Source organism: Indibacter alkaliphilus LW1 (assembly GCF_000295935.2).
Lineage (GTDB): Bacteria > Bacteroidota > Bacteroidia > Cytophagales > Cyclobacteriaceae > Indibacter > Indibacter alkaliphilus.
On sequence record NZ_ALWO02000033.1, the window covers coordinates 146,864 to 169,923 of the forward strand.

Here is a 23,060-nt window from a genome sequence, read left to right on the forward strand (position 1 = left end):
TTGATTTTTGTATAAGTTATTATGAATTTTCTAAAAAAGGTAGTCTAATAATAAAAACGGTCCCCTCTTCCCTGTTACTTTTCACTCTAAAATCTCCTCCATGTGCTTTGATGATGTCATAGCTCAGAGACAAGCCCAGTCCAGTGCCCTGACCCGTAGGTTTTGTGGTGAAAAAGGGTTGGAAAATCTTTTCTTTAATGTGATCAGGAATTCCTTCCCCATTGTCAGAAACTGTGATTTCCACGTACTTTTCTTTTGTCCTGGTACCTATTTTCACTTCGGGCTTGTAATCAGAAGATTCACCTTCTTTCTTTTTCCTTTCTGCACAGGCATAAAAAGCATTGTTGACAAGATTGAGAAACACCCTTCCAAGATCCTGTGGAACAACTTTTACTTTGGGCAGATCTTTTTCAAAGTCTGTGGAAAAATTGGCATTGAAAGACTTGTCCTTGGCCCGAAGCCCATGGTAAGAAAGTCTTAGAAACTCATCTGCCAGTGCATTGATATCAGTCAGTTCCTTATCACTTTGACTGTTTCTGCTGTGCTGTAGCATACCCTTGACAATCCCATCTGCTCTTTTCCCATGGTGATTGATTTTCCCCATGTTCAACTTCAAGTCTTCAAATATAGCTTTGACCTCTTCTAAATCTCCTTTAGCCAACTCTTCCTCCATCTCTTCAATCAACTCAGTACTTACTTCAGCGAAATTATTGACAAAATTCAATGGATTTTGAATTTCATGGGCAATTCCAGCAGTAAGCTCTCCCAAACTTGCCATTTTTTCGGCATGTATCAACTGGCTTTGAGTGGCTTTCAGCTCTGCAAGTGTTTTTTCCAGTTCCTCCTTTTGGTGCATCAAAGCTTCAGTTCTTTCAGCTACATCCTTCTCTAATTGCTTTTTGATCTTTTGGGTGATTTCGAATTCTCTCTCTCTTTCTATCGCCACCAACCTTTCAGCTTCCCTGATTTTTCTTTGCTTTCTGTAAGTGAAATACATCACTATAGCCCAGACAAAAGCAAAAAATGAGGCTACATCAAAAACGGTTTCCACACTATTATACCAGGACTTATTGATAGACTCCAAGAAATCTCCCAAAACCGAGATTGCAATCAAAGGAATGACCGCAAAAAACAGGGGTTTAGTCTTCTGAAATTCTTCAAAATTCAAGACTAGGTATGCTACACCACCCACCAAGGTCAAACTTAAGATGGAAGTCAGCCAAAGTGGAATCAAACTAGAGCTTCCTAGAATTAACAAAAGAATGGCTCCAATAAACCCGAACCAGATATATTTTTTCCATTCTGCGGAAACCTGGGCATCCTTGGCATTTCTATGGAGATAATAAAGAAGAACAATAGTAATGATGTTTTCTAAGCCCATTTGCTATTGAAATTTAGTGCTGGATAAGAATGAATAGGTTAAGTAACTAAATTAATGCGAGTTAGTCTAGCATTTTTGGAAGAGTGATAGAAAAACATGTGAAAGTTTGTTTTTTCTCATTTGAATCATCTCCATCACTTTCCGCAAAACTGTCTACTTTTATGTTGCCTCCATGCGCCTTCACAATATCATAGCTCAGGCTCAAACCCAATCCAGTCCCCTGACCAGTAGGCTTGGTAGTGAAAAATGGCTGGAAGATTTTGTCTTTGATGGAATCGGGGATGCCGGGACCGTTATCCGAGATCGTGATTTGAATTTTATCGCCAAGATTTTTGGTGGAGACGGTGACTAGTGGCTGAAAACTTTCCCAAAGTTCAGAACTTTGGGAAAGTTGGCCCTTTTGCTCAGCACAAGCATAAAATGCGTTGTTGATCAAATTGAGCAGCACCCTGCCGATATCCTGTCTTACAATCTCAATTTTTGGTAAGGTGGGGTCAAAATCATTTTGGGTTGTTCCTGTAAAATCCTTGTTTTTGTTCATAAAACTCTGATAGGCAATTTTCAGGTATTCTTCCGCCAAGGTATTGATGTCGGTCTGTTCTTTGACCCCGGAACCAGTCTTGCTGTGCTCGAGCATTCCTTTGACAATCAAGTCGGCTCGCTTGCCATGATGCTGGATTTTCTCCAGATTTTGCTTGATATCCTCCAATATCTCATCCTCCAATTCTTCACTTTCGCCCACTTGATTCTTGTCTCTCATCTCTCGCTTCCCCTTATTAGCCTCTCGTCTCTCGCTTCTCGCTTCCCGTATCTCATCTATCAACTCCGCACTCACCTCAGAAAAATTATTCACAAAATTCAGCGGGTTCTGAATCTCATGAGCAATGCCGGCGGTGAGTTCTCCTAGTGATGCCATCTTTTCAGATTGGATAAGTTGGGCTTGGGTTCTCTGTAGTTCTTTGTAAGCTTTTTCTATTTCTTTGGCTTGTTCCAACTCCTTCTGTCGGGACCGTTCTCTTTCTTTGCGGATTGTTTTGTTTTTCTGATAAACATGTATCCATTTGATGGCCATTAAGAAAATGATGAAGTAAATGAGATATGCCAACCAGGTTCTGTGTACAGGGGGAAGAACAGAAAATGCGTAAACTGCTTCTTCAGACCATTCTTTTCCGTCTCCTTCTGATGGCCCTGTATATCTCGCAATAACTTTAAATACATAATTCCCCTCTCTGATATTCCCGAAAGTGGCACTGGTTTTCCTGATAGAAGGACTCCACTCTTTGTTATACCCTTCTAGAATATACCTGTACTCCATTAAGTTGGGCCTGACCAACTCATCTGTACCAAAATCTATCGCAATCTGATTTTGGGTATATGGTAGGGTTAGATTTTTAGGGAAATTTTCAAACCTTCCAATTTCTGAATATTGAACTTTGGAGTATTCTTTAATTTGTGATTCTCGCTCCTCAGCAGTGAGTTCCCTCCCGAATACCCGAACTTCATCAGCAAGGAATTCACTGACTTTTGAATTACTATTGACATTTTTTACGTCGGAATTACTGTGCAATGACATCCAACTGATAGGCTTTTCATAAATGCTGATGCTTTTAATTTTGATCTGCGGCTTTTCTTTCTTTTTTCTCAAAGCTCTGTAATTCATTTTTACCAACCCTGTTTTATCACTCCCATTTCCAGCCCAAATATTCCCTTTACTGTCCAAAAAAATTCCTTTGTTGACATCTTTAATAGGAAACCCATTAGAAGTATTGTAATATTCTAATTTCCCTCTCATTCCTTCGAAAGAAAGGGGGACTACATGTGCCGGAACTACAGTATAGCCCCTATTGGTACCTATGAATACGTTTCCGGTTTCATCTTCTAATAAATCATAGACTGTATCATCAATCAGTCCCTCTCTTGTCGTTATGGCTTGGAAAGATTGTCCGTCAAATCTTGATACCCCGCCGCCTTGGGTGGCAAACCATAAATTACCTGTTTTATCTTCTAATATGCTCCAAACAATATCATTTGAAAGTCCATGTTCAGTGGTGTAGTTGGTGAAGGATTTACCATCAAATTTGGAAATACCTCCTCCACCTGTACCTATCCAAATATTCCCTTTACTGTCTTCTAGGATGCTGTAGATATAATTATTGGCCAAACCCTGATCTGTAGTGTAAGCAGTAAATCCTGCCTCACTTTCAGGCAATGTGTTCCAATCAAATTTGACCAAACCGCCACCCCCTGTACCTAACCAAAGGTTGCCAAACCTATCTTCTGTTATGGCATAAATGATCTCGTTTTGCAAACCATGTTGGGTATTGAAAGTGGTAAAGCTTGCTTTTTTATTGCCGGGAGACACTTCCTTGTAAAGTGCCAGGCCACCACCGCCTGTCCCAAACCAAAGCTGATCTTTTTTGTCTTTAATAGCACTGATTATCAGTGGATGGGGGAGTCCCTGATCTGTGGTATAATTTGTAAATGATTTGCCATCGTATTTTGAAACTCCTCCGCCATCTGTTCCAAACCATAAGTTGCCGTCTTTGTCCTCAAGAATACCATATACCCCATTATTAGCCAAGCCAACATCTGGGGTGAAGTTGGTGAAAGCAGCGCCATTGTAAAGGGCAACACCTCCTCCGGCTGTTCCAAACCAGATATTTCCTGATCCATCTATTGAAATACTATAAACCACATCTTCGGGCAACCCTTGAGCTGTGGTATAGCTGGTGAATTTTTTACCATCAAATTTCGAAACTCCATTTCCGCCTGTAGCAAACCAAATATCTCCTTTTAAGTCTTCCTTGATATCCCAAACATCATTGTGACCAAGTCCCTCTGCTACGGTGAACTTTTCGAAGTATCCTTTTTTTGTCAAATCAACATTATCTCGATACTTAAAAACCCCGCCACCATCTGTACCAAACCAAATGTTTCCCGCTTGATCTTGGGTAATACAATGAATTGGATTTTCGGCCAAGCCATCTTCTAGAGTGAAATGCAGGAATTTGCTACCGTCAAACCTAAAAACCCCATTATCACCTGAGCCAAACCAGACAAAACCATTTTTGTCTTCTACAATTTTTATAATTGAATTGGCTTGCAAACCATTTTCTTTATTGAAATTGATGAAATCAACGCCATCATATTTAGATGCGCCACCATTGCCTGCTGCTATCCAAATATTTCCTTTGCTGTCTGGTGAAATTCCATAAACCACATTATTGGCCAACCCGTCGGACTTGGTTTTAGTAGAGAAAGAAAATCCATCATAAATGGATAGTCCACCTCCTTCCGTACCAATCCAAATGTTGCCATTTGCATCCTCTGCCAGACAATGAACCAAATTGTTGGAAAGTCCATGAGCGGTGGTGAAACTGGTAAAGGATGTACCATCAAACTTAGAAATCCCTCCACCCCATGTGCCAAACCATAAGTTTCCTGAACTGTCCAGTATTGAAGATGTAATGTTATCCAAAGCCAACCCATCGTCAGTGGTGAATGTTGAAAAATGGGAAACGCCGCCATCTCCGAAATAGTAATAATCTCCTTTTGGGTCTAAAACAGGTTCACCCTTTTCGTTTTTGAGGTAAGGTCTTTGGATTATAATAGGAGAGGAAATAATCCTGATTTGATTTTCCTCATCTCGATAAATGTATTTTTCCTGCTGATTTCGTGGGATATTTCTTGGAACAGGATGTTGAAATTCATGGAGAAACACCTTACGGGGTTGAATAGAATCGCTGAGGCTATCTAGAAATATAATAGTAGGGTGGGTAAGCGTTTTTAGTTTTGTATTTATCGGAGTTTCTGTTTTAATACCATCTTTACAAGACAGAGTAAATATCAGAAAGCAAAATAGGCCCAGAGTTGAAAATGTACATTTATTTACATCAACTTTGGACCTATTTCTGAATGCTATTTTTTTAGCAAGCATATTATTAAGATTGGAGCATAGATATTTTCAACAAGACATTTTTCGCTCTCACTTTCTGTATATTGGAATAAAATTTAAACTTACCCGGTCAGAAATACCCAACCGAATGAGTTCTACTGTTCAGTTTGTGACAATAATTCTAGGTGGTGACTGTCCCCTTGCATATGTCATAGATTCGTGAATAAATACAGAATAGGCAAAAGTACCTTTTGGACTATTTGCTGATACAGCCATGACAAGTGGATTGCCCGCCCTTACTTCTCTTGTTTCATGACCAAAAATACGTGAGTCGGGAAAAGCAAAAGAAGCATCAGAGCCTTCCACTACCCAACGAATACGATCTCCTCTTCTCAGTCTGACATCACTTTTAGAATCATCACCTTCTAAAACAACCCTCCATTCATCGCCTATAACTTTAACTACTACTCTATATTCCGTTCTACCCTGATCCGTTTGAGCTAGAAAGAGGTCACTGGTATTTTGGAAGTCTTGACCAGAAAAGAATAGAAGGGGACTTAGCAATACGAAAACTAATTTTTTTTTGAAGTACATAATCTGTGTATTTAGGTTAAGGATGGATTGGATGATCTTTCATTAATGATGAAATATTGGGAAAAGCTATTGTCTTGATTATCATAAATATACTTAAACAAATTGTTTTAAATCATGTAAAATGTAATTTATAAGTCAATTAAAGTAGGTGATGAATACTCCTTATAATCATGGACTACTGGGAAGTTTGATTATAAAATTTGATCCAATATCCTTGGATGATTCAATTTCCAACACGCCCCCATGGGCTTTGATAATATCGTTGGTAATACTAAGGCCAAGCCCCGTTCCCTCCGTACCCTTTTTAGTGGTAAAAAAAGGCTGAAGGATTTTGTCCTTGATCTCATCCGGGATACCGGGGCCGTTGTCCTTAAAAGATACCTGAACCCTACCATTTTCGAGAATAGTGGACACCCTCAATTTTGGAACATAGTTTTCACCAACAATTTCCCCATCATTGTACTTGGTACCTGCCTTGCCGGCAGGCAGGCTTTGTACTTCGTACTTTATCCCCCGCATGGCATCAAAGGCATTATTACAGAGATTCACGATTACCCGCGAAAAGTCTTCCGACACCAACGGTACATTACCGATGGATTCATCCAATTCAAATTTCAATTCTACATCAATCGGATTCTTCCCTGCCCGCATCCCGTGAAAACTCAGGTTGACATATTCCTTGATCAGCGCATTGAGATCTGTAGGTTCTTTTTTCCCCGACCCTCCCCGTGAGTGCTGCAGCATGGAGGTGACGATGCCATTGGCACGCGAACCGTGTTCATGAATTTTCTGCAAGTTTCCTTTTATATCCTCCAAAATCTCATCCTCTTCACCTCTCAGATTCACATCTTGTGTCTTGCGTCTTATGTCTTGTATCTCTTCAACCAATTCCAAACTCACTTCCGAAAAGTTATTGACAAAATTCAGCGGATTCTTGATCTCATGGGCGATGCCTGCTGTCAGTTGACCGAGGGAGGCAAGTTTTTCCTGTTGGATTAATTGATCCTGAGCAGATTTTAAATCCTCAAGCGATTTTTGCAGGGCCAGATTGCTCTCTTCAATGGCTTGCCTTTTGTGCTCCAGCTCCTCGATGGTTTCTTCAAGTAAAATGGCAGTGGTACGCTTTACTTTTTCCGTCCGATCCAGTTTGAATTCCAAAATAGTTAACTCTTTATCCGCATCCTTCAACGATTTGGTGATGGCGGCTTTCTCTTCTTCAGAAAGGTTCTCTATCTGTGGAAGGGTGTCTAGGATATTTTGAAGGTTTGCGTTCATTTATTTGTCATTTTGCTCTGCGTGATTTGCCTTTGGCGTCATTAGCTTCGCGTGATTTTGCTTCGCGTCATTGGTTGTCATTTGCCCATCGCGCGTTATTAGCTTCGCTGTCATTGGTGGTTATTAGTGCTATGCGCATCATTTTTGGTCATTTGCTTCGCGGTATTTATAGGTAATGACCCTCAATGACTATAAATTACCACAAATGACCATCAATAACCACCACTTCACTTCTCCTTCAGCGCCACACAACAGGTAGTAAGATTGTGCATTTCCAAATTTCCTCCGGCCATTCTTCCGAGTTCCGCATAGGAAAACATGCCTGCCATCGGCACATTCCAAACCTTATTAACCCCTTCAATTTCTGCGTTCATCATCGGGCCAAATGATAGCAACCTGCCGCCGCAACTGAACACCACCAGGGCATCTGCTTCTGGCATTTCGGTTTCTTTGAGATTTTGTACACCTTCGACCACCTTTTCCATCACATCCCAATCGGGTGGCAGGGAAAACCGTACTTTTGATCCTTGCGGAACCGTACCGCTTGTGTAAAATGAGTGGTCAGACCAGTCTACGACCAGGCCAGGGCGCATCACTGGGTCACCTTTTTTACGCTGCAATTGCAAAGGGAAATTGGTAGCGAGTTCCAATAATAAATCTTTGTTGTCCGGTGTGATATTTTCAAGTCCCCCATATTTGGTAGTTACATCAAGTGCCGGTTCATTATCAATAGTGAACACATGATTCCCTTTGCTTTTGGTTACCGTTTTTTCGGTCCCCATGGCTTTCCAGCCACAAGTGGCGATGCCTGCGACCAATACTTTCTCTTCATCAATAGCAATACATACCATCCCATGATCGCTTTCCCAATCGTTTGTAAAAACAAATGTTTTATCAAAAGACAAGTCATCACCGGCAGCTCCACCAAATGCATTTACCTCTTCACCCGCGATTTCCTGAAGTCCCAGCAACACTTCTTCACCATCAGTTGCGGCATTGCTGACTGCCAAAAGGAAAGCAACTTTTTCAAAGTCCTCTTTGGCTTTCAAGGCGATGGATGTTGATGTTTCCCGATAGTTGTTGTTCTGAAATTTCGCTGTATGGATTCTGAAATGTTCTTTTTTCATATCCAGCAGAAGGATGGCCGCAGCACCTGATTCAGTCTCTTCATCAATAAACTCCCCATTGGTGGTAGAGCCAAAGACGGCGATTCCTGCTTCGTCAAGCAACCTGCAAATTGCATTGCGGTCTTGTGCTACAGACAGGAACACGATAGCAAGGGTGGGCTTAAAACCATCTGCCATACTTTCAGCGAGGGCCGTTTTGATTTCTGCCGTTGATTTACCTTTTATTGATTTTGCTTTCATAACTTCAATGTTTTTTGGTAAAATTATTTTCTTTAAGTGTTACCCAGCTACAGGTGGTGCCCTGAAAAGTGGCTTTGCCTCCCTTTGTTGCGCCAAACTCTCCGAGACTGAAATAACCGATCATCGGTACTTTCCAAACTTCATTCAGCCCATTGATCTCGTCTTCGATCATGGGTCCTAGGGACATTTGTCGCCCTATACAGGAAAAAACGAGTAAAGCGTCGGCCTCTGGTAACACCTGTTCTTTCACATCACGGGCACTATCAATAACAGTTTCAACTATATCGAAATCAGGGGGCAGGGAAAATCGGATTTTTGCCCCTTCAGGAATTTGACCACCACACAATACAGCACCGGTCTCCTTGTTAAACATAAGAGGAGGCTTCATGGCCGGGCTTCCTTCGTTCCCGATAACCTGCAATGGATACGTTCCGATTTGCATCAGCAGATCATCGCTTTCATTCATATCGACTTTTGCACCGGTAAAACGTAAAAGAACATCCAATGCTGGTTCGTCGTCGATGGTATACACCCAGTTACCTTCACTGCGGGTAACCGTTTTCGGAGTTCCAACGGGTTTCCATCCGGAGACCGCAAGCCCATGAACTTCTACTTGGTCCTGATCAACGATGAGGCATATTAGGCCTTGCTGACTTTGTTCCTTATTGGTAAAAACGGCATGATCCGACCAATATGGTTTTCCACCCGAAAACCCTCCTATAACTTTTGCATCATCACCGGCGCCCGACAAAAACCCTTCCGCCAAAGCTTCACCGGGCACTTCGGCCTGGGCTACGGATAATATAAAGGCTGGCCTTTTGAACTGTGAACATCCGGTTTGGCCAATTTTCCGGGCTGTATTTACTCCAGCTTCATAATCACTTACAGGAAGTGATTCTATAACAATTCGGAAAAATGTGGGGTCTAGATCTAATAAAAGAATGGTAGCTAGTTCATTTTCCATGCCCTGATCAGTAAACTTATCGGGCGTATTAGCCCCGAAAATGGCGATGTTGTGTTCATCAAGTATATCTACGATGCCATTGTATTGAAAGTGAGTGGGCACGAAAATAAAACCGAGGGTAGGCTTGAATCCATCGGCCATACTTTGAGCGAGTGCCGTTTTGATTTCTTCCGTTGACTTTCCTTTGATTGATTTTGCTTTCATGGTTTTAGCGTAATTATGAATGTTGAACCAGCTCCCGAAGTTGAATTAATTGACAATTCTCCCCCGTGCGCCTTCACAATATCATGCGTAATGCTCAGGCCTAGCCCCGTTCCTTCCGTGCCTTTCTTCGTGGTAAAAAAAGGTTGCAGGATTTTGTCTTTGATTTCATCGGGTATCCCTGGCCCATTGTCCTCAATGGACAATCTAACCTTACCATTATCTAGAAAAGTGGACACCCTCAATTTTGGCACATAGATTCCATTATCAATTTCCCCATCATTGTTCTTGGTACTTTGTACTTCGTACTTTTTCCCCCGCATGGCATCAAAGGCATTATTACACAGGTTGATGATTACCCGGGTAAAATCCTCTTTGATCAGTGGGACGTTGCCCAATTCAGGATCCAGATCTAATTCTATATCCACATCGATCGGGTTCTTTCCTGCCCGCATTCCATGAAATGATAAATTGACATATTCCTTGATCAAGGCATTGAGATCTGTAGGTTCCATTTTCCCTGAACCACATCTGGAATGTTGTAACATCGAGGTCACAATGCCATTTGCCCGCGAACCATGCTCATGTATTTTCTTCAAGTTTCCTTTTATATCCTCCAAAATCTCATCCTCTTCACCACTCAGATTCACATCTTGTGTCTTGCGTCTTATGTCTTGTATCTCTTCAACCAATTCCAAACTCACTTCCGAAAAATTATTGACAAAGTTCAGTGGGTTCTTGATCTCATGGGCAATTCCTGCTGTGAGCTGGCCTAGAGAGGCAAGTTTTTCTTGTTGGACGAGTTGGGCTTGGGTAGATTTGAGGTTTTCATAGGATTTTTCAATAATAGCTTTGTTCTTTTTTTGTCGGATGTTGTTTCTATAGATAATCATACTTATTAAAAACAATACACCGATTCCGGCGGCCAGCCCATACATCCGTATGCGACTCTGAAGCAATACCTTTTCGGTTTCCATTTCATTAAGCCTTAACTGCTCATTTAGCCCCAGAACTTGGAATTCTTTTACTCTTTCTTCCCTGTTCATTGCCGATTTAAGCGCCGTTTCTTTTTTCATATAGTAATAGGCGCTATCAATTTGACCCCGTGCATCAAATACTGCAGCAAGAGTTGAATACGAATTCATGAGGCCTACTGAATCGTTTATGAGCATGTATGTTGATAGGCCATTATGGGCTGACTGATAACCTGAGTCAAGTGAACTTTTCTTTATATATAAATTAGCCAAAGCCAGATATGCCTCTCCAAGAAAATCAGGACTATCAGATTCGATATTGGTAGCTACACTCAATTCATAATACTTTTTTGCTTCTCTATAATTATTTTCTTTTTCATAGATCTTGCCGATATCCCAGTAAATAAGTCCTCTGTATTTATCATAACCGGAAGACTGTGAGTAATCAAGTGCGGTTCTTAATTCGGTTTTTGCCAGATCATTTTTCCCCAAGGGAAAATAAGATTCCCCTTTGTTCATATGCAGCAATACAAACATTACTTCATCCTGAATGACTGAATTCAATTCGGCCGCTTCTTGATAGTAGGCAATGGCTTTTTCAAAATTGCCAACGAAATAATTAAGTACTCCGAAATGGTTGATGTTATCTAATAGGATTGTCAACCGAGCACTGTTTGCAATACCATCATCAGTCAGTAAATGAACTCCCCACATGTTCAAACTGGAATTAGGATCTGAGGCAATTTCACGGGCTGCGAGAAGGTAATTTAATGCCCCCGGATAATTTTGACTCAAACTTGAAATATAACCTAGCTGGTTTAATGCGCCAGCTTCCCATATTTTTTGTTTCAGGTTTTTAGCCTGTAGTAATTGTGCTGTAAAATATTCGAAAGCAGTATAACGGTTTCTTTCCTGATAAAACCAACCTAGTTGCCAGTTGATATACATCTTTACTGAATCATTTTCAGTGGATTGAAGCAAAATCTTGAGACTGTCGGCTTCAGCTGCTGTAGGTTCTTGCCAGTATGGATTTTTTTGACCCAACACCATCAATGAATTAGTCAGGATGAAAAACAGAATGATATTGATTTTAAAAATTTTCATAGACTTCATTTTGGCAGTTGAATGATAAATGTGGAACCCTCACCAGGCGAACTCTTAATCTCCAACTGCCCCCCGTGCGCCTTCACGATATCATGCGTAATGCTCAGCCCAAGTCCCGTACCTTCTGTGCCTTTTTTCGTGGTGAAGAAAGGCTGTAGGATTTTGTCTTTGATGTCGTCGGGTATCCCCGGCCCATTGTCCTCAAGTGATATCCGAACCCGACTCATTTCAAGCATTGTGGTCACCCTCAATTTTGGTATATAGTTTCCATCAACAATTTCCCCATCATTGTACTTGGTACTTTGTACTTCGTACTTTTTCCCCCGCATGGCATCAAAAGCATTATTACACAAATTGATCACCACCCGGGTAAAATCCTCTTTGATCAGTGGGACGTTGCCCAATTCAGGATCCAGATCTAATTCTATATCCACATCGATCGGGTTCTTTCCTGCCCGCATGCCATGAAATGAAAGATTCACATATTCCTTGATCAGCGCATTGAGGTCCGTAGGTTCCATTTTCCCCGAACCTCCTCGCGAGTGTTGGAGCATGGAAGTCACAATACCGTTTGCCCGCGAACCATGCTCATGTATTTTCTTCAAATTGGCTTTAATATCCTCCAAAATCTCATCCTCAATTTCATCAGCCTCAGTCTTGTGTCTTGTGTCTTGTGTCTTGAGTCTTGAGTCTTGTATCTCCTCAATCATCTCCATCGACACCTCCGAAAAGTTATTCACAAAATTCAGCGGGTTTTTGATCTCATGGGCGATGCCGGCAGTAAGTTGCCCAAGTGAGGCAAGTTTTTCCTGTTGGACGAGTTGGGATTGGGTAGCTTTGAGTTCGCTCATGGCCGATTCTACTTCAGCTTTGGCTTGCTCCAGTTTCACAAAATCCTCGTACCGGGCATAGGCTATGGCAAAGGACCTGGCCAAAGCTTTTACCAAATCAATCTGTTCTTCGTCCAAAGTTCTGGGTGAACCTACATACAGCAATCCTTGAGCAAAAGGGACAAAGTGTAGATGAAGTGATTCAGGTGCAGCGTCCGTTCCCTGATAGGTTTTAAGGTCTTTGACATGTCCTTGTTCCTGCAGGGATTTACTCCAATTGATAAAATCAGCCTTGTCCCAATGCTGAATATACACCTGCTCCCTTTTCCAGGCTTCCACCGATCGGGCAGTCATCTCATTTGCCTCAAAAGGAAGGTTCATCGCTGCCAGGGACTTGCCCTCAGATGTGGAAAGGTAAATCTCTACATTTCTCTCTTTTTCATGTACAATAAATACTCCGCAGCGGATAAAGGGAATACCCAGTGTAGTCAATTCATGAAAGAAAAGCGGGGTAATTCTGTCAAGATCATCGGCATTGCGCATGGATGAAATGTCAGCGCGAACCCGATCCAAAGAAGCCTGTCGCATGGCGGTTCGGGCGCTGGCTTGGGCCATTTGCAAATCCCTGAAACGGGTATAGGCAAAAGAGAATACTGCTGTGGCCCTTTTCAAAAGTTCCCAGCTTTCTGTTGAAATCTCTCCGGGAGCTGCGGCACCGATATAGCCGTTGGAAAATTTGTACAAATGATAGGTACGATCGGGAATAGTCTCCCCATAAAAATTACTGCTTCCAAACAGGTCAGATTTTTCTTCACAATATCGGATCCATTCTATCCTTTCCTCACCCTGCATCAGAATGGAAGTTTGTTTTGCTTTGGACTGGTAAAATTCATCCATCTTCCGGCCCACCCAGGTACCCTGAAGGTCAATATCCATTTGGTCCGTTATCGCTTTGTCAGGGTTATCCGGATTCTTAATGGTAAACCAACATTGGGTCAATCCGCTGCTTTCATCGTGGATGTAGATGGAGCTGGTCTCCAATTCCTCTACACCCAATGCACCCATTTCATCCCTAAGCAGTTGCGCTACCTCAATCAGTTCATCAGGACTTTGCATGGCCAAAGACCGGGATCGGACTTTTTCCAAGGCATTTTCGATCTGTGCTTCTCTGGTCTGAGCTTCAGCTTTTTTTAGATCTAAAAACCGAGTGTAGGTCTGGTCAAATACCGAGGTAAAGCGTTTAAATAAACCATGGGCATCCGGAACCGGCTCATAGGTGATGAACAGGAGAAATCCGTGGCCGAATTTGCAGAGGTGGTTGATCTGATAGGTGGGAAGAGAGAGTCCCTGCTCCTCAATGTTCTTAAATGTAGATTGCAGGTCGGGGAAGGTTTTCATGTAGGCATAGTGATCTTCCAACGCTTTACCACCGAGTTCCTGAACAAACATTGTATGATCACTCGGGATGAATTCACCCATTTCATCAAAAGATGCTTCACCAAACAAGCGAAGCTGAAATGGCGTTTGCATGATTCCTTCGCTACTCATCCAGGCAGTAGCTGTTTTTTTATCTTCTTCAAGAATATTGTACCCACAACTCCAGGCAGGGATACCAAGCGACCTCACTTCTGTAAACAACAGGTTGGCTACTTCAGGCAATTCCTCACTGCTTTGCATTCCCATTGTACGGGAGCGAACTTTTTCTAGAGCGGTTTCAATTTTTGACTCTCTGGCTTGTGCCTCTGCTTTTTGCAAGTCTAGAAAGCGGGTGTAGGTCTGGTCAAAGACCTTTGCAAATCGCTTAAAGATCTCCTCTTCAGGGCAAGGCTCACGGGTAATGATGACCAAATAGCCTTTTGAAAAGTAGGCCGCATGCAATTTTTGCCATTCCGGCCGTTGCATACCCGCCGCTTCCATATCATCAAAAATATTTTTGGCAACCGGAATTTCCATGAGCCAGTCATAGTGCTCTTGCAATTTATCCCCATCCAACTGAACCGTCCGAAATGAATCTCCCTCAAGCCAGCCTTTGTAAAGTGTGGCATGGGCATAATCGTTTACATTGGGTAAAAAGAAGCCTCGAGAAAAGCCATCTTCCAGGCTCAACCACCATTCATCTTCTTCGCGACCTTTTTCGCACAGCACAAATCCGCAAGTCCATAGATTGTGCACCAGATCATTCATTTCTGCAAAAAGCACATTGGCCACTTCTGCCAATTCATCAGAGTTCTGCATGCCCATGGTTCGGGAGCGGACTTTTTCAAGGGAGGTTTCAATTTTAGCTTCTCTGACCTGAGCTTCTGCTTTTTTGATATCAAGAAAGCGGATATAGGTTTGCCTGAACTCTTTTGCAAAGCGTTCGTAAATCTCAAGTTCCTCAACTGTATAGGGTTCTGTATTCCATTTAACCATAGAAACAGTTATCTCTTCCAAAAACGCATCTACTATTATTGAACCTGGAGTGGCATTAACATAATTGACAAATTCATCTGACACAACTGGTGCATGCTTCCAATAGTGGTCGGGAAATTCATTCTTCTCTTTCTTTGTGAATGTTTTTACTTGGATTGGCTGGCCGGTCTTTTGGTACTCTTTTACAGCTTTTGCTGTTTTTGTGAAATATGGAGTCTCTATGTAAGGAATGAGAATTTTATCGGTTGTATTTTCTGCCTCCGGCGCATAGCTCCATAAATCCCAGTCTCTTTTTTTTGTGATGGGTCCTTCGATAAACGTGACGTTATCAAACCTTATACCTACAGCATTCAGTTGTTCGCCAAATAACTCAATGATGCCGAGGAGATCAGACTGGGTTTTCATGGCCATGGTCTTAGCTCTCACTCTTTCCAACGCCAATTGGATTTCAGCTTCCCTGGCTTGTGCCTCTGCTTTTTGCAGATCGAGAAAGCGGGTATAAGCCTGCTCGAAGACTCTACCAAAACGTTCGAGGATTTCAAGTTCGTCTTCAGATATAGGATTAACACTCACTGTTTGTAGTCCGCTATACTTGAAGAATGTAAAGCCGGCTACATAGCGTTCTAGGGATTTATTTGCTTTTTGAACGTTTTTCGGGAAACGTCGAAATTCAGTATCATTATAAAGATATTCATCATAGGTTTTTTTCTCTTCTCCTGCTATGGTGTACACAAATCTTTTTTTCTGAGCTTTCCAGGCATCCCACATGGCATGATGAAAGGGATAATCTTCAAATTTCATGTAATAGGATTCTGGGTCTTTCCCGGTTTCGGGGTTAGCTGCCCACACCGTATTGCTCATGTCTTGTTCATCGATCAAATTGATAATACAGAAGGTAAGGGTGAATTCAAGACTTGTGAACTCCCGCAGCAGCGTATCTACTACAGCGGATAACTCGGTTGAATGATGCATGGCCAAACTACGGGATCTTACCCGTTCCAATGCTGCTTCAATTTGAGCTTCTTTAGCCTGGGCTTCTGCTCTTTGAAGATCAAGGAAGCGGGTATAGGTCTGTTCAAATACTTTGGCAAATCGCTTAAAGATTTCAGGTTCAGGATAGGGTTCCAGCGTGATGATCAATAAATAGCCTTTTGAAAAATAAGCGGCATTCCACTGCTGCTTTTCTGGAAAGGAAAGTCCTTGGTCAATGATTTTTTGGAAAAAAGTCCTAACGTCCGGTAAGGATAACATGTAATCATAATGCTCCTTGAGCGCAGCTCTCGACTTTTCAATGGATAGAAAATCAGTTTTTTTCAGCCATCCCTGATACATTTGCTTATGTGCAAGATCAGTGGTGTTCGGAATAGCAACAGGTGGGAATACCCCATTTTCATTGGCGAACCAAAATTCATCCTTTTCAACATTCTCCTGGCACAAGCCAAATCCGGTGCCCCAGAGATTGCCTCCCAAAGCTCTAAGCTGTTCGAAAAGAACAAAGGCTGCATCTGCAAGTTCTTCGGACTTTTGCATGGCCATGGTGCGGGCTCGAACTCTTTCCAAAGCCAATTGGATTTGAGCTTCCCTAGCTTGATCCTCAGCTTTTTGCAGATCGAGAAACCGAATATAGGCTTGTTCAAACACATTGGCCGAGCGACGCAATAAATTTCGTGATGATGCATCCGGTTCGCCATAGGTTACCATAACTAACGCCCCACCGGAAAAATCAGCAACCGACCAGTTGGCTTCGAGCTTATTTACTGAAGCATTACCTATTGCGTGCATAATGGATGCGTGCAGTTCCGGTGCATTATTTTCCATCACCTTAAACCATTCCGCAATTTTTTCTCCATCATTCACCAGGATATAATCCATAGTTCCACTGGAATAATGTTGCATCAATTCATCAACAATACGAATACCCTTTTTTGGAAAGTTGGCCTGCGTCTGAACTATTTCAGTTTCAGAATCCGGTGATTTCATAGCACTCCACGATTCAAATGAATCTTTATCATCGCCATACAAATGGATAGCACATACTTCCAGGTCCTTTTGACCAAGCAACCCCATTTGTTTTCTCAACTCCATGGCCACTTCTCTTAATTCCTGCGAGCTGTGCATAGCCATTGCCCTGCTACGTACCCGTTCCAGTCCCGCTTCAATCTGTGCTTCTCTGGCTTGGATTTCAGCTTTTTGAAGATCGAGAAAGCGGGTGTAGGCCTGATCGAATACCCGCGCAAAACGCTTGATGATATCAATTTCATTTTCGGCTAAAACCTTCCCTTCAAAATCATTGACATTAAACACTGCATTTTTAACCGCAACCATGGAAATGGTATAGTTGGTGCTATCGAATATCATGCGCTTGATATCTTCAGGCAAATGCCTGAATTCAGCAGTGTGTTCAATTACATATTTATAGAAGGCATCTTTTTCTTCTTTTGAATAATGGCCCACAAAATAATCCAATTGCTCTTCAATGGCGCCGTATAAATCTTTCGGTACCGGATTATCAAAGTGATGAAGACGATAATTAGTGATGACCAGGCCAGCTTCATTCTGACCGCAGACATAGGCATTTAAATCTTTTGAGCCTTCAATGTTTGTGGCGATGCCAATGGCTGTAAATGGAATTTGAAGCTCCTTTAATTTTTCGAAAAGAACGGAGACCACCTCATTCAGCTCCTCGCTCTTGTGCATGGCTAATGATCGGGAGCGAACTTTCTCCAGTGCCGCTTCTATCTGCGCTTCCCTAGCCTGTGCTTCTGCCTTTTGTAGATCGAGGAAGCGTTGGTAAGCCCTTCCAAATTCATTGGCGAATTTTATGACAATTTGTTCTTCCTTTTCGGTTGCAGGTCGCACCTGATTCATTCCTATGTAACCAAATGGATGCTTACCTGCTGTATGGTAAATACCATCCGGATAATCATCAGGCGTAATCTTTGAACCTTCAGGCATTGAAGCAAATGACTCATGAAATACTTCCCAAACCTGAGCTAGTGTATCTTTTGGGAAATGCAGCCTGTTGATGGAATAAGGTTCGGCGCTTTTCCAACTTTCCACCATGTCTTTCCAGGTATCCATGGCGTCCAAAGCAACGGTTTGTTCGCCAAAACTCCTGTTTCCGAATTTTCCGGTTTCCCTGAAGGTAAATTTGTTTTTGGCAATATCAAGTACGGTCATGTGTGTTGACATCGGAAAAATACCGAGTGTGTCAAACTGCTCACATAAAACGGCCAATACTTCATCCAACTCATCTGAATGATGCATAGACATCGCTTTGGCACGAATTCTTTCTAGTGAAGCTTCGATCTGCGCTTCCCGTGCCTGAGCTTCTGCTTTTTGCAGGTCGAGGAAGCGGGTGTAGGTCTGTTCGAATACTTTGGCAAAGCGTTGGAAAATGGCATGTGATTGGGGAACCTGCTTATAGGTAATGAAGAGGAGGAACCCATGCTTGAAAAAAGCAATATGGTCATACTGCGACTCGGGCAAAGAGGCACCGGAAGCCACAATTTCACGAAGTGCATCACCCATGACTGGAATAGTCATCAGGTAATCATAGTGGACTTTGCAATCCTCGCCTAAGAATTCTTCCACATGGAAAGTTTCTCCGGCTTTGCCTTTTTCGTAAAATTTCAAGAAGAAATTTTCCCTGGGAGTTTTGTAAAATGGCAAAGAGCCTTCACGGCTGCTAAACCATTCATAGTCACCCTCAGGATCATCTGCATAAATATGAAAAGCACAGCCCCAGGTTTCGATACCCAATTCGCGGACTTGCCGGTCCAAAACTTCTGAAGCTTCAGTGAGTTCGTCAGAGTGCTGCATGGCCATGGTCCTTGCCCTTACCCGTTCGAGCGCCAACTCGATTTCTGCCTCACGGGCTTGACCTTCTGCTCTAACCAAATCCAGATACCTTCTGTAGGTTTGTTCAAAAAGCGCACTGAACCGCTTGGTAATGTGAATTAATTCGGGTTGAAATTCACGGGGAGTGAATGCATAAAAAAATCCATGCTCGAATATGAAACAGTGTTGTATTTCTTTTTTGGGTAATTTTTCTATCGGTATCTGAATTTTATAGTCAGGGGCATTATTGAGCATTTGGTAGTAATTCAGTAAATCTTCCCCTTCCAATACATACTTGTGAAATGGAACCTGCTCTAGCCAAGCCTGACGGGCTCTCTTTAGCATGGGGTGCCAAGCCATATCGATGTTGCCGATATGCATGTTGACTTCCTCTCCGGTTTTGCGGGCCGTCCAAAGCTGATTGTTTTCATTGTCATGGTTCAGGATGCCGATACCGAATCGGGTACCTTCATCCACCCCTAAGGCTGTAAGTTCACTGAACATTTTGACAACACATTTCCCCACATCCTCACTGCTGTGCATGGCCATGGTCTGAGCACGGACTCTTTCCAGCGCTGCTTCAATCTGCGCTTCCCGTGCCTGCGCCTCTGCTTTTTGGAGGTCGAGGAAGCGGATATATGCCTGATCAAAAACTTTTGCAAATCGCTTCAAAATATCTATTTCACCATCCGCCAATGATTTTCCTTCAAAATCATTGAGCGTAATCATGGTGTGTTTTGTGGATACCACTGAAATAGAATAAAAGAGGCTTTGAAAAATAAATTGCTTAATCTCCTCCGTCAATTCATTTTTCAACTCCGTATGCTCAATTACATATTCATAGAAACTGTCCTTTTCCTGCTTTGAATAATTGCCTACAAAAAAATCAAGTTGCTTTTCCCGGGCTTCAAAAAAATCATTGGCAATTCTGTGATCAAAATAAGGCAGGCGGTAGTTATTGATGGCAATTCCGCTTTCTACCTTTCCGCACGTATAATTATCCAGATCTTTTGAGCCTTCTATGTTAATACTAATGCCCACAGCTGAAACCGGAATACTTAGGTCACTTAGTTTTTCAAAGAACACCGTGACCACTTCAGTCAATTCATCGCTTGAATGCATTGCTAGAGATCGGGACCGGACTTTTTCCAAAGCCCCTTCTATCTCTAACTCCCGGTTCTTCTGCTCCAGTTCAATTGTCCGGCGCTTGATGGCGTCACGCAGTTCGAGATTTTCCTTGCTGATTTTCTCCAGAGCCATGGTTTCACCTTCCTGCACCCGCATATCCGGTAATGACCCGTGCTGCTGGATGACCTTCCAACCTGATCCGGTTTCACTAAGAAAAGTGGAGATCCTGATCTTTGAATAGAAATTCCAATCCTGCCTGCCTGCCGATAGGTATCCTCTGTCAGCAGACTTGTCCATCCCTACAAAAACATAAATATCACATTGCTCATTGACCAGCATCAAATTGTCCACAGGAATCACATCAATTTGCCTGTTTCGCATCTCTACTTTACCAACTACCTCATGCAGTTGGGCTTTCAAAAATTCGATCCCTTCAGTTTTGGAATGGCAGACTTCAGTTTCGGAGGTGCCGATCATTTCAAAGGTATCATCCAAAGTGGAGGCAAAAGTTTCCAAGTCTCCGTTTTGGTAGCTTTCCCAATAGGTCTCGTAAATCTTTCTGGCAGCTGACACCTTATTTAATATTTTTTGCATGAGACGGGGAATTTTATTCGAAAAGATAAATGGCTTAGGTTTGTTCTTTGAGCATTTGTTCTACTTCATTCCTGAGGGTATTAAAATCTATAGGTTTGATAAAAAACTCCTTTGCACCTGAGCTCATGGCTTTGTCGTGGTTTTCTGTATCTCCGTAAGCTGAAATCATGCTTACCTGGATTTCGGGAAATTTTTCTTTGACTTTTTCCAGTAGTTGTAGCCCTGTCATACCTGGCATATTGATATCCGAAAAAATATACATTACCTCTGGAGGTTGGGTATTTTCCAAAATATCCAAAGCTTCCTGACCCGAAAAAGCAAATTCCAGTTCTACTGCACCACTTCTGATTTCTTTCCTGAACTTTTGTCGAAATAACATTTCAACATCTTTCTCATCATCTACGACTAAAAACTTCATGTTTAATAAATTTATATGTTGGCTTATTGAAAAGATTTACTTTTTACTAATTCATTCAAATTAATAAATTGAAGGTGTCTAGAAATTAAGTTGGGACGAAAGCAGTGTTTTATTGTCCCAAAGTATTGAAAAAGTTTCCGAAGAGATTATTAGACATTTTTTAGAGGGGGTAAATGATGTCTCATAAAAAAGCATCTGGAAGCCCATGTTCCAAATGGATTTTATGAGATTTTGATAGGCCTTGCAATCAAAATACCAATGACCACAAGGATGATTTCTCCCAACGCGTAGACAAAGTAGCGGGTGACCCTGTTTCCTGCCTTTCCTGCGGGCAGGTTGCGGAAAAATTTTAGCATTTACAAAGTTCTTTTATAAAAAGATGTTTTTTGTTCCTTAAAGTTATTTTCCATACAAAACCCTGATCGTTCTGCTGATGGAAGCGGCTACCACTGAATTATGGGTTTCATCTTCGAAAATATGGGAAGTTAATTTTAGTCCTTGGTAATTTCGGTTGTGGAGGGAATCAGTAAAAGCTTTCATCTTTGGGACCATGCTTGTCCCCTCCTTGCTTCCTACCGAAATAAATACCTTGGCATTTAAATCCTGGTTTTGCTGAGAATACAGCTGCTCCAAAGCAAAAATTTCATCCTTATTCCACCAAAATGAGGGACTTTTGATGCCAAATCTGCTGAAGGTATTTGATGCTTTGAGCAAACAATAACCTGCAAATAAACCTCCAAAGGAATGCCCTGCTATCCCTCTGTCCTGATTGGTTTTGTATTGTCCATCGATAAATGGGATAATTTCATTTTGGATCATATCCAAAAAAACAGGGCCTCCTCCTGATAATAATGCTCCTTCCCTTAGGTCAAAAAGGTTTAAAAAAGCAGGATTGGAGTCACTTGCCGGATCAGCGGATGGGGTATAGTCCGTCCACCGACTGCTTATCCAAGGAGAATAGGATTGCTCCCATTCATCTCCTATGCCAACTATAATCACTTTCTCAATCTCTCCAAACATGTCCAAAAGGGTCCGTGCAGCATGGGCAATTGGAAATGAAAAACTTCCATCCAAGAGGTATAATACAGGGTACTGTGAGCTGTCTGTAGCAGAATAATTTGGCGGCAGGGATACGGCTAAATGGTAACTTTTTCCATTGGTTGTGGAGTGGAACAGGTGTTGTTCCTGCTGATTGATAACAGGGACAGGAGGTTTTTGTGCCGTCACCTCAAAGGAAACGGTGATAATAAAAATTATTGGAAGGAAAATTGTGAAGAAAAATTTTATCATATCATTCCTTATTTATGGATTATCGGCATAATGCAATTGGTATTTACCTCTGATCTCTTTGATGAGGTCTTCACTCTGAACTAGCTGCGCTTCATATTCTTGTATTGACCGTCCCATCATCGTTCGAACCACGGCTATTTTGTTGATGAAAATATCTAGGGTTCGTTTGTCCGGAATTTTAAGATACATTTCCCGGGTGATAGACTTGTTGAACCGTAACTCTCCCGTCACTTCAAAATTCAATATCTCAGCACCTAACGGGACAAGTTCCCACTCCGCTTTCTCAATAAGTTCGTCCCGAAATAGGGTTTTCCTAAGTTGATTGTCATAAGCATTCATTTGATTCACCAAACTCTGTTCAAAGAATCGGAGTGTTCCGGAGGATTTCATTTGGGTATAGGTCCCATCTGTGGGAGAAAAAGGGAAAGTGGCGAAGGTTGCTGTCATTTTCCGGTAGATGGCCAAAGTATCCCACGTATTTTGGGGACTGTTGAAAATTTCCAACAGAGATGAAATTTCGACTTCTTTTTCTTTGTTGAATCGTATGGCTGAGTTCAAGGCGACTTTATCCTGTTCCAGATCTTCCAACATGGATTGCGCGAGGACTTTGGCACTTTTGTTTTCGACGTAGGCTTCCCGCTGATTTTCCACAAAAAAGCCAAGGGAGATGGCGAGAAAGAGCATAAAGAATTCCTTGAAATAGGATGTCCAGTTTCTCTTTTTAGAGACCTTTGACTCTATTGCATTGGATTCTTCAATAGTCTGATCTTGATCTAAAGGCTGCTTTTCCATA

Annotated in this window: 12 protein-coding genes; all 12 read right to left on the reverse strand. The window is 42.0% G+C overall.

The window, feature by feature from the left end; genetic code table 11:
• Window positions 1-19: 19 nt before the first annotated feature.
• On the reverse strand, window positions 20-1,381 hold the full coding sequence (locus tag A33Q_RS10745) for a sensor histidine kinase (RefSeq protein ID WP_009033971.1): 1,362 nt from the start codon (window positions 1,379-1,381) through the stop codon (window positions 20-22).
• A 61-nt stretch (window positions 1,382-1,442) separates the two neighbouring features.
• Window positions 1,443-5,102 (reverse strand): two-component regulator propeller domain-containing protein, encoded by a 3,660-nt coding sequence (locus tag A33Q_RS21545; protein WP_016255094.1) that lies wholly within the window; start codon window positions 5,100-5,102, stop codon window positions 1,443-1,445.
• 336 nt (window positions 5,103-5,438) lie between these two features.
• Window positions 5,439-5,870 carry a hypothetical protein gene (locus tag A33Q_RS10755; RefSeq protein WP_009033973.1) on the reverse strand — a complete coding sequence of 144 codons (432 nt, stop codon included), beginning with the start codon at window positions 5,868-5,870 and terminating at the stop codon, window positions 5,439-5,441.
• Window positions 5,871-6,038: 168 nt separating this feature from the next.
• Window positions 6,039-7,145, reverse strand: a complete 1,107-nt coding sequence (locus A33Q_RS10760; protein ID WP_009033974.1) for a sensor histidine kinase — start codon at window positions 7,143-7,145, stop codon at window positions 6,039-6,041.
• Window positions 7,146-7,372: 227 nt separating this feature from the next.
• The gene (locus A33Q_RS10765; RefSeq protein ID WP_009033975.1) at window positions 7,373-8,512 is read right to left on the reverse strand and encodes an FIST signal transduction protein; all 1,140 of its coding nucleotides are present in this window, start codon (window positions 8,510-8,512) and stop codon (window positions 7,373-7,375) included.
• Between the two features lie 4 nt (window positions 8,513-8,516).
• Window positions 8,517-9,680: an FIST signal transduction protein gene (locus tag A33Q_RS10770; RefSeq protein WP_009033976.1), complete on the reverse strand. Its 1,164-nt coding sequence runs from the start codon at window positions 9,678-9,680 to the stop codon at window positions 8,517-8,519.
• Window positions 9,677-11,755: an ATP-binding protein gene (locus A33Q_RS21550; RefSeq protein ID WP_009033977.1), complete on the reverse strand. Its 2,079-nt coding sequence runs from the start codon at window positions 11,753-11,755 to the stop codon at window positions 9,677-9,679. The genes A33Q_RS10770 and A33Q_RS21550 overlap by 4 nt, the downstream gene beginning before the upstream one ends.
• A 5-nt stretch (window positions 11,756-11,760) precedes the next feature.
• The gene (locus A33Q_RS10780) at window positions 11,761-20,559 is read right to left on the reverse strand and encodes an ATP-binding protein (RefSeq protein WP_009033978.1); all 8,799 of its coding nucleotides are present in this window, start codon (window positions 20,557-20,559) and stop codon (window positions 11,761-11,763) included.
• 34 nt (window positions 20,560-20,593) lie between these two features.
• Window positions 20,594-20,977, reverse strand: a complete 384-nt coding sequence (locus tag A33Q_RS10785) for a response regulator (protein ID WP_009033979.1) — start codon at window positions 20,975-20,977, stop codon at window positions 20,594-20,596.
• 221 nt (window positions 20,978-21,198) lie between these two features.
• A complete protein-coding gene (locus tag A33Q_RS22495; RefSeq protein ID WP_016255095.1) occupies window positions 21,199-21,333 on the reverse strand; it encodes a hypothetical protein in 135 nt (44 codons plus the stop codon).
• Between the two features lie 43 nt (window positions 21,334-21,376).
• A complete protein-coding gene (locus tag A33Q_RS10790) occupies window positions 21,377-22,267 on the reverse strand; it encodes an alpha/beta hydrolase (RefSeq protein ID WP_009033980.1) in 891 nt (296 codons plus the stop codon).
• A 12-nt stretch (window positions 22,268-22,279) separates the two neighbouring features.
• Window positions 22,280-23,059, reverse strand: a complete 780-nt coding sequence (locus A33Q_RS10795) for a hypothetical protein (RefSeq protein ID WP_009033981.1) — start codon at window positions 23,057-23,059, stop codon at window positions 22,280-22,282.
• Window position 23,060: the final 1 nt, after the last annotated feature.